Raw genomic sequence first — 16,391 nt, 5'->3', positions numbered from 1 at the left:
TTGCTGTATATTTATTATAATAACTTTTTAAACTTCTTTACTTTTATTAGAGCTACTTATCTTATTTTGACTATATAACTTTATTTTATTAATAAGTTTTTTAACAATAATCTTAAATACATCAATATAATTTTTATTTATTTTCTTTTTAGTTTCATATACTAAAAGTACTATTCCAACAGTTAATGGTATAATATAATAACTTACCCTATATAAAACTAAAGCTAGTAGTGCTTCTTCTTTATTTATTCCTAATGCTCCTACCCCTAAAATAAATGAAAGATCAAAACCTCCAAGCCCTCCAGGCATCATGCTTACAATCCCTATAGCTGAGGACACTACATATATTGGAAATATTCTTGATATTGTTAACTTAGTTCCTAGCAATTTAAGAATACTATATAATAATAAAGCCATTGCTGTCCATTCTAAAATTGAAATTATCATTATTTTAATAGTCTTTATAGCATTTTCACGTTTATCTTTATTTACATATCTATATAAATTATATATTAGAAGAATTGGTGCGTAAAGCCCTGCTAAAAATATACCTAATTTCACTAATTCCATTTTTTTTAAATCATCTATGTTTAATACTGAATAAATAAAGCAAAGTAGTGAAAATCCAGTAAAATTTAATAATACTACCTTTGAAACCTCTTTTACCAAAGCTGCTTTATCTTTAATATAAGGTGAATAAAAATAGCTTTTAAGAGCTATTGCAGCTGCACCTCCAAAGCCTATTATACTTGAAATTGAACTTGCAATCCAAGAAGACTTATAAAGACTTTTATTGTCTAATGATATATTGCATGTGTCTTTAATTATAAAATCATATAACGATAATGGTAAATATGATAGTATTCCCAAAATTATAATAATACTTAAGCTTATAAAGGAAAGCTTGTCTCTATAAGAGTAAAATGTATTTATATCGAAATCTGAAAATAATCTTTTAAACTGAATAAGTATAATCATTGATATACCAAGCATAAAAATTACTTTCATCCATACTTTTACTTTGTCTTCAACCTTAACTAACATATAAATTCTCCCTGCTAAATTAATTTATATAATAAAAAATATTTACCCAACCTTTATCAGTATATATTAATAACAATATAAATTCAAAAGTTTTTATATCATTTATATATAAATTAAGGAAAATTATTTTATTTACTACTATTTAAATAATTAATATGTTTATTTCTAGTCTATTAATTATAGATTAAATTTCTCTTCATCATATCCTGCAAATAATACTAATGCTACAACAGTTAATACATCTTTAATTTTTTTCATAAAAATCATCTCCTTGCTTAACTTTATATATTTATTATATTGTTTATCTATACTTTATAGTATTTATGTATATTACTTTAAACTTTCATTTATGTAATGTAACACTAAAAATTTTTATAAAAAATCACCTTCCTAAGTGAATGATAAAATAGTTTTTATCTAAATTACTTAAAAAGGTGATTTTAATTACAAAATTTAATTTTATTTTATAAACTACAAACTCTAACTTGCTTTAACTTTTCTATGACATAAATATATTATCTGAATCATAGTAAATGGTAATGAGCTTTTTTTTCTATATGCCAAATATTTTGGTACCCATTGTTTTGTATATTTTTCTTTAAAGCTTCTTAATCCTGTAAAGGAATAAAACGATTGTCCATGAATGCATATTTGAGCTGCAATCTTCTCACTTATAAAGGAGTATTTTGATGTCCCTACATTAGCTAATGGAGCCATTCCAATATCAAAATTCTTATAATCATTCTCTTTACCATAAGCTATAAGATTTATCATAAGGAAATCCATTGTACCAATTATTGCATCATTTGAATACCTCATTAAATCTATAGAAAAACTTCTTTCCGAATCATACATAGGCATTAAATTAGCAAAACACTTAATTTTTCCATTTTCATCTTTAACTACTGCCATTTTATCTAATGATAAATATTCTTCATTAAAAAAGCCAATTGAAAAACCCTTTTCGTATCTCTCTCCAAGCCATTCATTAGAAACTTCTCTTAACTCAGCTATAAAATCCTTGTTAAAGGGTGGCTCTATAATCTCAAAGGTATATCCAGCTCTTTCTATCTTATTATAAGTTGCTCTTAATCCTCTTGTCTTTTTCCCTGATACAGAAAAATTGGATAAGTCTACAACACCTTCTTGTCCTAGCTTCATAAATTCATAACCATATTCATGAAGCATAGGTATCATTTCTTTATCTACCTGATAAAATATAGGAGTGTATCCGTATCTATCTGCTAAATCATAAAATTCTTCTATTGCACTTAATATACTATTTCTATCTCCTATTGGATTTCCTAAAACAACTAATTTATCTGATTGTTTTTGATATTGAATAAGAACTGTATTGTCTTCATTAATGAATACATATTTATCTTTTAAATATATTAAATGTGTTAATGGATTACCTTTATAATTACTTAAAATATTTTTTATTTTATCTTTATTATCTTCAAAGGTTTCAAATGGATATCTATTTCTTTTATTAATTAAATAAATTACCCCTATGAATATTATTGAAATTATAAATCCTATTATGCTACTAATAAATAAGTAATTATAACCATTTTCTACCACTTCTTTAGTGTAAGCACTAAATTTATGCAATCTTTTAGGAAATCTAGGAAAATACATTATTAGATATACTAATAAAAATCCAAATAATGCAATTGAATCCTTAAGTAGTTTTTCCCATGAAAATACAAAACTTTTCCTATAAAAGTTATGTCTACTTAAAAACAAGAAAATTATCACAAAGGTCAAAAATCCAGTTTGCCAATAACGATATACTCCAATTACTGAGCCTGTCCAAGCAATTGATACTAAAACCATAACAATTTTAAAAGTTTGCTTTGATTTATATAAAAGCATAGTTGAAATTGCAATAAGTAAAAATCCCATAACTATTTCCATAGTAATAGATAAATTATTTATTGGTTCTCTCATTACATACATCCTTCTAAAAGTAGACTTCATATGCGGCATTACTCTAAATAATAAAATCATTACTCCAGTTAAAAATATTAAAATTGATGATACTGTATATGAAAGATTAGTTAAAATTGAAGTAAATATATTGTTATATTTTTTATCTATTTCTTTTTTAATTTCATTTATAAATAAGATTAATCCTATAAATAAAGGTACTATATAATAGCTTACTCTATACAAAACTAGAGCTAATAATGCTTCTTCCTTTGGAACACCTAAAGCCCCTACTCCTAAAATAAATGATAAATCAAATGTTCCAAGACCTCCTGGAACCATGCTTATTATTCCTATTGCACATGCAACTACATATATAGGGAATATTTGAGATAATCCTAATTTAGTTCCTAATAAAGTTAATATTCCAAATATTAAAATTACTGATGTTATCCACTCTAGTATAGATGTGCACATTATTTTAATTGTTTTAATTGCATCTTTACGTTTCTCTATATTTCTATATCTAAATAAATTATAAATTAAAAGACTTGGCGTATAAAATGAAGCTATTATTATTGCTAATTGAACTAATTGAAAATCTCTTAATTTTGAAATATTAAAAATAGAATAAACAAAACATACCATAGAAAATCCAGTAAAATTTAATGCTACAACTTTAGATACTTCTTTCACTAATTTGCTTTTATCCTTTATGTATGGTGAATAAAAGTAACTCTTCAAAGCTATTGCTGAGGTGCCTCCAAAACCTACAATACTTGAAATAGAACTTGCAATCCAAGAAAATCTATAAAGACTCTTATTATCTAAATCTATTTCACAAGTATCTTTTATGATTAAATCGTATAATGATAAAGGAAAATAAGATACAATTCCTAATATCCCAATAATCACCAAACTAAATATAGATAGCTTATCCTTATAAAAGTAAAATACACTGGCATTAAAGTCTAAAAATAGTTTCTTAAACTCCATAAATATTATTGTAAAAATAGCTAATATAAAAGCTACTTTTATTAACATTTTTAGTTTCTTCTCGAGTTTTAATTTCATATAAATTCTCCCTACAAACTTATTTTATACTTTTAAAATAATTAAATTAATAATGATACGCTTATAAGTATATATTAATCAACTAACTAATTTCAAAAGAAAACTTAATATTTATGTTTATTTTAAGGTTATCTTAAGATTATTTTAATATATCATTATTTCTTTTAATCTTTTATTTATATTTAATAATTCTCTCTATTATAGATTGAATTTTTCTTCATTATATCCTGCAAATAATACTAATGCTACTACTGATAAAACATCCTTAACTTTTTTCAAAATAATCATCTCCTCATTTACTTTATCTTATGTTTCTATTATAGTATCTCTTAATAATTTATGATATTTATTTACCTTACTTAATCCTTTCATTTTTGTAATATAAATATTTTTTATTTTAAAAGTATATAAAATAAAAAACAGCATTAATAATCTAATGCTGTTTTTATATAATTATATTTAAACTTTTTTTAATTTTTTATAAAAAGTATTTTGTAATGGTAATTTAGTTCTAAATTCTCCATCTAGCTTAAAGTAAGCTCCTTGCATAGCTGGTGCTGCTGGGACAACAACAATTTCTCCAACGCCCTTTGCTCCATAAGCTAAACTAGCTTTATTTTTTTCAACTAATATAGTTTCAATTTCTGGAATCCCTGTTGATCTAAATAATCCTAGTGTACCAAACTTAGCTAAAGGAACTCCATCTTTTAATGGATAGTCTTCTGTTAATGCATAACCAAGTCCCATAACTACTCCACCTTCTATTTGTCCTTCTACTGCTACAGGATTAACAGCTCTTCCAATATCATGAGCAGCTATAACTTTAATTACTTTTCCATTATCATCTAAAACTACTACTTGAGTTGCATATCCATAAGCAACATGGCTTACAGGATTAGGCTTTGTACTTCCCATTGGATCTGTATCTGAAACATATTCTCCATAAAACTCTTGACCTTCAAGATCTTCTAGTGATTTACTTTTTAATGCCTCTTTTAACTTTAAAGATGCTACTCTTGTTGCTTCTCCTGTAAATACAGTTTGCCTTGAAGCTGTTGTAGTTCCTGAATTTGGAGTTGTAAAGGTATCTGGATTATCTACTGAAACATTTTCTGGATTTATTCCTGTAGTCTCACATAAAATTTGTGTTGCTATAGTTCCGAGCCCTTGTCCTATACAAGCTGCAGAAGTTCTAATAACTGCTTTATTATCTTTAATCACTATTCTACATCTACCTGTATCTGGAATACCAACTCCTAACCCTGCATTTTTAAAAGCACAAGCTATTCCAACATGATCATTATTTTCGTAAGCATCCTTTACTGCTTCTAAAGTTTCTACTAAAGCAGTTCCTTCATCAGCAATTTGTCCGTTTGGTAATACTTGTCCTGGTCTAATTGCATTTCTATATCTAAATTCCCATGGAGAAAGTCCTACCATATCTGCAAGCTTATTTATATTACATTCATTTGCAAAAGCTGATTGAGTAACACCAAATCCTCTAAACGCTCCTGCTGGTGGATTATTAGTATATACTGCTATACCTTCAATTTCTATATTTTGATAATTATAAGGTCCAGCTGCATGAGTACATGCTCTTTGTAGTACAGGTCCACCTAATGATGCATAAGCACCTGTATCTGATATTATTCTTCCTTTCATTCCTGTTAGAATTCCATTTTCATCACAAGCTGTAGTAAATTCCATTTCCATAGCATGTCTCTTTGGATGAATAATTAAGCTTTCCTTTCTACTTAAAGCAACTTTAACTGGTTTTTTTGTGAAGTAAGTCAAAAGTGCTGCATGATGCTGAACACTCATATCCTCTTTGCCTCCAAATCCTCCACCCACAAGCATACTTTTAATTCTTAGCTTGCTTGGGTCTAGATTTAAAAGCTTTCCTATTTCACGAAGCTCATCATAAACTCCTTGACCACCTGTATAAACTGTTAAAACTTCATCTTCATAATTTGCAACTGCACATTCTGGTTCTAAAAATGCATGCTCTGTTGGAGGAGTGCTATACCTTTCAGTTACAACATACTTAGAGTTTTTTATAGCCTCATCTGCATCTCCTCTTTTTAAATATTGCCTACTTAATATATTCCCACTTGAATGAACTTTTGGAGCATCATCTTTCATACCTATTTCAGGACTTGTTACAGGTGGAAGTTCTTCATAGTCTACTTCTATAAGAGTTAATGCTTCTTTTAATATCTTTTTATTCTTAGCTGCTACTAAGGCAACTGCATCTCCTAAGTATCTAGTTTCTTCTCCGATATCTATCATTGCTGGCCAATCTTGAACTAAATGTCCAATAAATCTATCTCCTGGAATATCCTTTGCTGTTATTACTGCATAAACGCCTTCTAAAGCTTTTGCTTTTGATGTATCTATATTTTTAACTAAAGCTCTTGGATATTTTGCTCTTAAAGCTGAACCATAAAGCATTCCATCAAAATGTAAATCATCTGCGTATTTACCTATTCCTAATGTTTTAATCTCGGCATCAATTCTAGGTAAATTTTCTCCAACTAATCCTTTACAATAAACCTTAGGTACCTCTTCATTATTTCTTAAAAGCTCTGCAACTAAATTAATTGCTTTTATGATTTTTACATATCCTGTACATCTACATATATTACCTTTAAGTGCATTTTTTATTTCATCTTCAGTAGGATTTAAATTTTTATCAAGTAATCCCTTTGCACTTATAACCATTCCTGGAATACAGAATCCACATTGGACTGCTCCACATTTACCAAAGGCATAAGCAAAAGCATCTCTTTCTTTTTCACTAATTCCTTCAACTGTAATTACTTCTTTATTTTCAAGTCTACTTAATTTTTGAATACATGCTCTTTGTGCTACCCCATCTACTAGGACCATACAAGCACCACAAGCCCCCTCTGCACAACCATTTTTTACAGATGTTAATTGTGCTATATCTCTTAAATAATCAAGTAAACCCATATCTTCATCTACTGATAAACTTTTACCATTGAGCCTAAAATTATACATTTAACTTGCTCCTTTCAATTATCAAACTAATAATTTTAGTGTTTTATAAATAAGGCATCTTTTAGATATCTTATTTATACATAATTTTTTAATTCGTCTTCGTTTAAAACATCTATTTTGTCAATATAGTAAGGATAATCTTTTAAAATTGTTTCAACAGTAATTTCTAATTTGCTCTTATCTTCTTTTGAATTAACTACATAGATATATTCTTTTCCATCTTCTCTTAATAAGAATTTATCTTCTCCAATTCTTAATAATCCAGTATTCTTTGAATTCTTATACTCTTCTAAATCTTGATAAATAGTTGTTTTCTTAAGATATGGAAATCCACCCTTTGGACAGAACATATGGCAGTTACCACATTCATTACACATATTTTCAACGTGAGCTATTTGATAATTAGCTGAGAGCTCTTCAACAGCCACCTTCATATTGGCTCTATTTGGACATACATCAACGCAAATTCCACAGCTCTTTAAGCAATCAAAAGTCTCTAGTTTATCTTCTAAAACTTTACCGTTGCCTTTGTTCTTGTAATTAGTATCATTCTTTGCCTTATTAGCTAATTCACTTAAAGCTTCAAGATTTAATCCTTCAGGTGTATGTCCTGCTTTTTTTATTTCATTTAATACAGCATTATTATTTGTATATCCTTTTGGTTGTAAATATAATGTTGCTATAGTAATAGGTGCAATTCCAGTATTAAATACATCTAATGCATTGTTTTTGTCTATTCCACCTGATATAGATATGTTTATGTCATTAAACTCACTAGCAATGTTTTTAGCTACATTTATCGCTATTGGGTAAAGTGGTTTTCCAGACATATACATAGCATCCCCGGGCATAACATTTCTAGTATTAACTACAGGTAATGTATTTGTTAACTTAACTGCGAATGTTACATTATTTTCTTTAGCTATTTGTAATAGCTTAGTTATTATTTCTTTAGCCACGTCAAACTGTAAGTCATGTTCAAAGTCTTCTCTTTTTAATTCTATGTCACTGTAACCTAAATCATCTAAAATTTGTCTTACAGCATCATATCCTAATAATGTAGAATTACATTTTAATAATGTATTTATTTTCTTATTAGATATTAAATGAGTTGCTATGTCTAAAATTTCACTTGCTTTACATCCATGCATTGTAGAAAGTGTAATTATATTTGTAACCTTTGAAGTAATCTTATCTATATCTTCTAGTTTAAATTTTTTAAATTTATCTATATTTTTCTTTAATACCTCTATACACTCTATAAATGCCTTAGTATTCTTTGCCTCTTTAAGGTCATCAATAAAGTCAGAAATTTTCTTTGACTGAATTCCCTTAAGGTCATACCCTACACTTATATTAAGTATAAAATCTTTTACATCTGATAATCCAAGTTCAATACCTATAACTTGTAATAATACTGAGGCTTTAATGTACTCATCTCTTGCTTCTTCAACTGTTAACTCTGTAGACCATTCTACATTGTATCCTACATTTTTAACATCAATACAAGGCCTTGCTATCATTTCTTGCATTTCTTTTCCATCTACTATTTGAACAGTCTTAGGTTCAAAATATCTGCATCCTGTTAGATAAGCTGCTAAAAAGTTTTGAGTTAATTGTGTATGAGGACCAGCTGCAGGACCTACTGGGAATCTTAAGTATTCTCCACAAAAATCCATTTCTATACTATTATCAATATCTCTATAAAAATCTTTTTCTTCTATTCCGAATATTTTTCCTTTTGTATAATAATCTTTAAGCGTTAGCTCAAGAATTTTTTCAAAAGACATTACTTTCATTACATCACTCATGGTTGTTCCACCTTTCTTAAAACAAATTTTATATGAATTCATATTGCTATATATTTTTACTATAAATAAAAAATTTTTAAATATATAATTAAGAACTATTACATTTTATCCCATAATTTTTGTGCTATTTTTCTTGAATTTGCAAATATTTTTTCTTCATCTATATTTACTAATTCTCTATTTTTCATCACAACTTTTCCATTAATTATAGTTGTTAAGACAGATCTACCTGTAAATCCAAAAAGCATATGACCATTTATATTATTTGCATTCATTGGAGTCAAAGGATTGTAATCAACTATAATCACATCTCCATAAGCACCTTCTTTTAATATTCCAAGTTCCTTGTTAAAGAATCTATTTGCTATATTTCTATTATTTTCAAATAACAATTTAAATGTCTCATTAAAAGCTACACTTGGATTACATCTATTATGTCTTTGTATTATAGGGAAGACCTTCATGGATTCAAACATATCACTAGTGTATCCATCTGTTCCCATTCCTATATTTATTCCTTTATTAATTATTTCTAGTACTGGAGAGCATCCAACTGCATTTCCCATATTAGATTCTGGATTGTTAACTACATTTGTATTAGTATATTTTAGTAAATCCATTTCTCTATTATTTATATGAACACAATGAACGGCTAAAGTTTTTTCTCCTAATATATTAAAATCATAAAGTCTTTCAATTACTCTCTTCCCACCATTCTTTAAAGCCTCATGTAAATCAGATATTCCTTCTGCGGCATGAATATGAAATCCTGAGTTTAGTCCTTGTATTTCCTTTGCACACTTTTCTAAAGTTCTATCACTTAAAGTAAAGGAAGCATGAAGTCCAAATAAACCTTTTATTAAATCATCCTCTTCTTTATTTGCATATTTTATAAAGTTTACGTTTTCATTTATACCTTCATCAGTTATATTAAATCCATCTCTATCTGATACTTCATAACATAAAGATGTTCTAATACCAAGCTCTTTAGCCACATCCCCTATAGTAAATAGACTATCAGTTATGCTCATAGGACTTGCATGATGATCAAAAACAGTAGTAACACCATTCTTAATACAATCAATATATGTTGTATATGCACTATATTTTGTATCCTCAAGTGTTAGTTTTTTATCTAGCTTCCACCAAAGTCTTTCTAATATTTCATTAAAATTTTGTGCTGGATCTTCCTTTGCATCCATTCCTCTTGCAAAAGCACTATAAATATGATGATGTGTGTTAATAAGCCCTGGCATTATTACTTTGCCTTTAGCATCAATAAATTCAAAATCCTTATATTTAATTTTTAAGCTTTCAAAATCTCCAACTTCAACTATTACCTTATCTTTTATAGCAACAGCTCCATTATTTATAATGGGGTTATTAATATCCTGAGTTATAACTATACCATTACCTATTAAAATCATTTATTTTCCCTCCAGTATAATATAATCAAAATTATATAAAGCATTATCCATGCCAAAATTGTAATAATTGAATTATTATATTCTATTTTTTTCTACTTAGTTATATAAAAGTATTAATGATGATTAAAATTTTTATTTTAAATCAATATACTTTTATAGAGTGACTTTAAAATTAATAAAATTTAAATTTATTATCAATTTAGTAAATGTAATTATCATTTTAAGAATAAAAAATAGCCTCTGAAATTTATACTATTAAAGCATAATTTTCAGAAGCATTTTGAATTTCCAGTAACTTCAAACCAATTCTATAATACCAAATCTCTTAATTCACTAACACTTGATAAATAGTAATTTGAGTTATCTTTCATGAAATCAATTATTTCCGGTATTAAATGTGACCATCCTGCACTAGCAAAATCAACATCACAACTTTTCGCCATATCTAATCCTGGTTTTAAATCATCAACAACTAAGATATCTTTACTACTTAAATTAAAGACCCTCATAGCTTCTTTAATCGGATATGGGTTTGGTTTTCTCTTATCCACTTCAAGATCCCAACCAAATATTTTATCTGGTACTATACCACAATTAATCATATAATCTCTTTTAATTTGTTCACTTTCTGAATGTGAGGCAACACAAATTATTCCACCTGCATTTTTAAAATCTTTTATTAACTCTGCGAAGCCAGGATAAAACTCTGGAATTTTTGACTTCGTATAGCTAGTCCATACTTTATATTGATATTCCTGCTCTTCTTTATTAAATTTCAAAATATCTTTGCATAGTTCTGAAAATCCTGGGCTAAAACAATTTGAAACAAAGTCTTCAAGTGTTAATATCTCTGTATTTGGTCTTAATACTTTAAGTGCCTCTACAAATGATGGATAATGTATATTAGGTGTACTCATTGTAACTGTATCATCATGATCTAAAATTAAGCATTTGTATTTCATTTATAAAACCTTCCTTAACATAGTTTATCTATATATGATTTTATATAAAATTCTACTATATTTAGTTTATATTTTAAATAAAATAAGTATTTTATTTTATATTAACTTTTTCTATATAAAGTAGCTAGTCCTATTCCAAGCTTCTTTGCAGCTTTAGATTTCCCTTTAGTGTCATGTCCATATTTTTCTAATGCATAATTTATATATCTCTTTTCTAGCTCCTCTAATGTTATAAAATCTCCATCTATAATATTATCCAAAGTACTTTCTTCATGTGAGCTATAATATTCTAAAATGTAATCAGGTAATATACTACAAGTTATTCTGTTATCATCATCTACAAGATTTATCATAAACTCTACTGCATTTTGTAATTCTCTTATATTACCTTGCCATGGATAATTTTTAAGTTTTTCTATAACATCATCTTCTATATCTATTTTTTCTAAATTATACGTTGTACAGTATTTATCTATAAAACTTAATACCAATTGTCTTATATCCTCTTTTCTCTCTGAAAGATTAGGTACTTCTATTGGTATTACATTTATTCTATAATAAAGATCTTCTCTAAATTTCTTTTCTTTTATCATTTCTTTTATATCTTTATTAGTTGCAGCTATAACTCTTATATCTAAGTTTATCATTTTATTTGAGCCTATTTTAGAAAATTTTCTTTCTTGAAGAACTCTAAGTAATTTTACTTGAAGAGAAAGAGGCATATCTCCAATTTCATCTAAAAATATTATTCCTCCATTTGCAAGCTCAAACTTTCCAACTCTACCATTATTATTTGCTCCACTAAAAGCACCTTTGGAATATCCAAATAACTCACTTTCAAGAAGTGCTTCTGGTATAGCAGCACAATTTATAGCAATAAAAGGTTTATTTCTTCTATTACTTTGTGAATGTATAGCTCTTGCTACTACCTCTTTTCCTGTTCCACTTTCCCCTGTTATAAGTATAGATGAAGTTGAATTAGCTATTTTAATAATCTTTCTTTTTATATTTTTCATAGCTTCAGACTCTCCAATTACGGATTCTAATTTTATTTCTCCCCAAGCATTACTTTCTGTTATATTATTACACTTATTCTTTTTGCATATCTTATTTAATATAACTATGCTTTTATAATTATAAGAGTCCAGATTAGTTTCTAAAAATTCCCCTATTCCATCATATTCAATACCCTTTGCCTTTAATCCTATTGTATTTTTATCTGCATCCTCTGATGTGGATATTTCTACCTTTTCTAAATCAATACTTTCAATACTTAAGGCTTTTCTTACGTAATTGTTTGCATAAATTACTTTGTTGTTAGAATTTAAAATTATAATTCCATCACTTATTCGACTAGCTATGTCCTTAATAAACTTTTCTTCCATGCTATCACCTTTTGTTTTATATTATTGATTATAATCCTCTCATATATTATCTTACCATTTTTTCCTTACCCTTACAATTATTATAATGATAAAAAACTGAAGGTAAGAAAAGTATAAAAAAAGAAGCTTTAGAAATTCTAATACTTCTTTTTTCCTTTATTTATTTTTTATTTTATTTATATATATTGTAGGAATTAATGCATACATAGCAGCTGATTTTACTATTTCACTTTTCCATGTTCTTTCATTCGGAGCATGAGCTTGATCTTCATGCCCTGGCCCAAAACCTATACATGGAATTCCGTATCTTCCCATTATAGATACTCCATTAGTTGAAAAGGTCCACTTATCTACTATAGGCTCTACATTAAATAGGTTTCTATAAGCCTCTATAAAAGTTTGGCAAACCTCATGCTCTTCTGGAATAACCCATGTTGGAAAGTATGAATCTGTTTTATATGAAAGTCCAGTATAAGATTCTTTATCATAATTATATATTGACACATCTGCTTTTGCTTTCTTTACTGAAGGTAAATTTTTAATTTGATTTATTGCAAATTCATAGCTCTCACCATCTGTTAACCTTCTATCTACTGAAATGCTACATCCATCTGCTACTGCACATCTTGAAGGAGATGAGTAAAATATTTCTGATACTGTTAATGTTCCTTTTCCTAAAAAGTCATTATCCATTAGCTCTTTATCTAAATCTTTTAATTCATTTAATATAGGAGCCATCTTAAATATAGCGTTTTCTCCTCTTTCTGGTGCAGATCCATGGCAACTTATTCCATTAGCGCTAACCCTTATTTCTACCCTTCCTCTATGACCTCTATATATATTACAAGAAGTTGGTTCTGTAATAACTACAAACTCAGGTCTTATATTATCCTCATTAATTATATATTGCCAGCATAAGCCATCACAATCTTCTTCTTGTATAGTACATGTTACTAATAAAGTATAATCATCTTCTAAATTTAGTTCCTTTATTATTTTCCCAGCATATACCATAGCAGCTATTCCACCACCTTGATCACTGGATCCTCTTCCTATGATTATTTCTTCATCTTCGTCGCCTTCATAAGGATTATAATTCCAAAGACTAGGATCACCAACTCCAACAGTATCTACATGTCCATCTAATGCAATTAAATGACTTCCTCTTCCTATATAAGCCAATATGTTTCCCATGGGATCTATCTCTACTTTATCAAAACCTACCTTTTCCATTTCTTTTTTTATTCTTAATATCTTAAGCTCCTCATTGCAACTTTCACAAGGTATGGCTATTATTTCTCTTAAAAAGTTACTCATATCATCTTTATACTTTTCTGCACACTTTACAATTTCTTCATAGATATATTTATAATCCATATTGGACCCCTCCATTTTAATTTATGTACTATATATATAACTAAATTTATATTCAGCATAATTTGTGCCAAATCTATATTTAAAGCTTTATTTATAGGTTAATTTTCAAAATAACGTTTTTAATCTTATATACTTTTATATTAATTAATTTTTTAAGAGCTAAATCTATGGAATAAAATTGCTATTTAAGCAGTGTCTTTAAAATATAAGATAGAAATTTCTATATATTTATAATAATTATAAATAATCTCTATTATATGAAATAAAGCAGTTATCAAAATAATAATTTATATCATTTTGATAACTGTTTCTTTATTTTTTTATAACTTCAATAAACTCTTTATAATCCTCTATAGTATCTATATCCTGTAAAAATAAGCAATTATCTATATCTACATATTTTACTAGATCTTTATTATTCCTAATTACTTCTTTTCCTCCAACATCTCCTTGTAAATTTTCTAAGTTCTGTTTTAAGCTTTTAGGAAAAATTACAGGACTTCCTATTTTATCAATAAATCTAGGAATTATTATATTTTCTTTATACAAATTAGAAGCATCTATTAATTTATTTATGGATTCTGTATCTATAAATGGCTGATCTCCACAAAAAAACATAAAGTTATACTCTAAATTTGCTTCTTTTAATCCTAGCTTTATGGATTGACTTTGGCCATAACCTGGAGATTCATTTTTTATAGGCTTTATTCCATAATTAATAGCAAGTTCTATAACCTTTTTATCATTTCCAACCAAAATTATATTTGAAAAATTACTTATCTTTATTGTTTTTATTACTTTTTCAATTATTAATTCTTTACCGATTTTCATTAAAAGCTTATTTTTCCCCATTCTTTTACTGAAACCAGATGCCAAAATTATTGCATTCATTCTTACACCTACTTCCTTATTTTCAAGTAACCGCTTTCATATATAGTTGGAAATTCACAAAATTATACTATTATAATTCATTATATTTTGCTAAATAAAGTTTCTACTGCTTTTCTTGCTTCAAAAGTAGTCTTTTCTTCATCTATGGTAGTAAGTTTACCATCTTTTACGACAATTTTTCCTGCTACTATTGTATAGTCAACTGGTGATTTACAACCTACAGTACCTAATATTGATTTTGGATCATATTGAGCCCCTATAAACTCTATTCTATTAGAGTTTATCATAAATAAATCTGCTGCTTTTCCAACTGAAAGCTCACCTATATCTTTTCTTCCAAGAACTCTTGCACTTCCCTTTGTTGCTATTTTTAGTATATCATAACCTGTTGGTGCTTTATTACTCCAATTTAATCTATGAAGTAAATAGCAAACTCTAAGCTCTTCTAAAAGATTAGATCCATCATTGCTTGCACTTCCATCTACAGCTAATCCAACTGGAACATCTAAATTTATCATTTCTGGAATTCTTGCAATACCTGATGATAATTTCATATTTGATATAGGGCAATGCGCTACTCCTGTTTGTGTTTTTGCTAAAACCTTAAGCTCATCATCATTAAAATGAATTCCATGAGCATACCATACATCACTACCAATCCAATCAATGGTTTCCATATATTCAAGTGGTCTCATATTAAATCTTTCAAGAGTATACCTTTCTTCATCCAATGTTTCTGCTAAGTGTGTATGAAGTCTTACGTTATATTTTCTAGCAAGTTTTGCACTTTCCTTCATTAACTCTGCAGTTACATTAAATGGAGCACAAGGCGCTAAGACTACTTGCCTCATAGAAAAATCATTCGCATCATGATATTTTTTTATTACTCTTTCTGAGTCATATAATATCTTATCCATCTTTTGAACAACTGAATCTGGTGGTAACCCTCCATCTTTTTTACTTAAATTCATACTTCCTCTTGAAGCATGAAATCTAATTCCTAAATCTTTAGCTGAATTAAATTGTGCATCTATAAGAGTTTCTTCAGCTTTCTCTGGGAAAAGATAATGATGATCAAAGCAAGTTGTGCAACCATATTTCATTAGTTCTCCCATTCCAACTAAAGCACTATATCTTACAGATTCTGAAACTACTCCCTTCCAAATTTCATACAAAGTAGTTAACCAATCAAAAAGTTCCATATTTTGAACTTGTGGTAAATTTCTAGTGAAGGTTTGGAAAAGATGATGATGACTATTTACAAGTCCTGGATACACATACATATCCTTAGCATCAATTACTTCTTCTGCTTCAAAAATGTCGTTACCTATATATTTTATAATTCCATCTTCTATATATATATTTACGTTTTCAAAGAGATTATCTTTTTCGTCACAGGTTACTAAAGCTTTAATATTTTTTATAAATAAGGTTTTTTTCATATTGACCCCTCCAAATTTTATAACT

General features: G+C 27.7%; 10 protein-coding genes. All 10 read right to left on the bottom strand.

What is annotated here, in order from left to right:
* Positions 1–27 precede the first annotated feature (27 nt).
* Positions 28–1,044: a lysylphosphatidylglycerol synthase domain-containing protein gene (locus tag ACH36K_RS08965; RefSeq protein ID WP_411170587.1), complete on the bottom strand. Its 1,017-nt coding sequence runs from the start codon at positions 1,042–1,044 to the stop codon at positions 28–30.
* A 480-nt stretch (positions 1,045–1,524) separates the two neighbouring features.
* On the bottom strand, positions 1,525–4,050 hold the full coding sequence (gene mprF, locus ACH36K_RS08960) for a bifunctional lysylphosphatidylglycerol flippase/synthetase MprF (protein ID WP_411170586.1): 2,526 nt from the start codon (positions 4,048–4,050) through the stop codon (positions 1,525–1,527).
* Between the two features lie 459 nt (positions 4,051–4,509).
* Positions 4,510–7,071, bottom strand: a complete 2,562-nt coding sequence (gene xdh / locus ACH36K_RS08955; RefSeq protein ID WP_411170585.1) for a selenium-dependent xanthine dehydrogenase — start codon at positions 7,069–7,071, stop codon at positions 4,510–4,512.
* A 74-nt stretch (positions 7,072–7,145) separates the two neighbouring features.
* Entirely contained in the window at positions 7,146–8,882 is a 1,737-nt protein-coding gene (locus tag ACH36K_RS08950) for a hypothetical protein (RefSeq protein ID WP_411170584.1), read from the bottom strand.
* A gap of 98 nt (positions 8,883–8,980) precedes the next feature.
* Positions 8,981–10,309, bottom strand: coding sequence for a putative aminohydrolase SsnA (ssnA, locus tag ACH36K_RS08945; RefSeq protein WP_411170583.1), 1,329 nt, complete (start codon positions 10,307–10,309; stop codon positions 8,981–8,983).
* A 308-nt stretch (positions 10,310–10,617) separates the two neighbouring features.
* Entirely contained in the window at positions 10,618–11,271 is a 654-nt protein-coding gene (locus tag ACH36K_RS08940; RefSeq protein ID WP_411170582.1) for an HAD family hydrolase, read from the bottom strand.
* A 101-nt stretch (positions 11,272–11,372) separates the two neighbouring features.
* Positions 11,373–12,656 carry a sigma-54 interaction domain-containing protein gene (locus ACH36K_RS08935; protein WP_411170581.1) on the bottom strand — a complete coding sequence of 428 codons (1,284 nt, stop codon included), beginning with the start codon at positions 12,654–12,656 and terminating at the stop codon, positions 11,373–11,375.
* Positions 12,657–12,812: 156 nt separating this feature from the next.
* Complete coding sequence (locus ACH36K_RS08930) at positions 12,813–14,033, bottom strand: YgeY family selenium metabolism-linked hydrolase (RefSeq protein ID WP_411170580.1); 1,221 nt, start codon at positions 14,031–14,033, stop codon at positions 12,813–12,815.
* Between the two features lie 312 nt (positions 14,034–14,345).
* Entirely contained in the window at positions 14,346–14,924 is a 579-nt protein-coding gene (locus tag ACH36K_RS08925) for an NTP transferase domain-containing protein (RefSeq protein ID WP_411170579.1), read from the bottom strand.
* Between the two features lie 80 nt (positions 14,925–15,004).
* Positions 15,005–16,366, bottom strand: a complete 1,362-nt coding sequence (locus tag ACH36K_RS08920; protein ID WP_411170578.1) for an 8-oxoguanine deaminase — start codon at positions 16,364–16,366, stop codon at positions 15,005–15,007.
* Positions 16,367–16,391: the final 25 nt, after the last annotated feature.

Source organism: Clostridium sp. MB05, from assembly GCF_046581255.1.
In the GTDB taxonomy this organism is placed as follows: Bacteria; Bacillota; Clostridia; order Clostridiales; family Clostridiaceae; genus Clostridium.
Note: the sequence above shows the minus strand (reverse complement) of the source record. Positions and strands in the feature narration are given on the sequence as shown.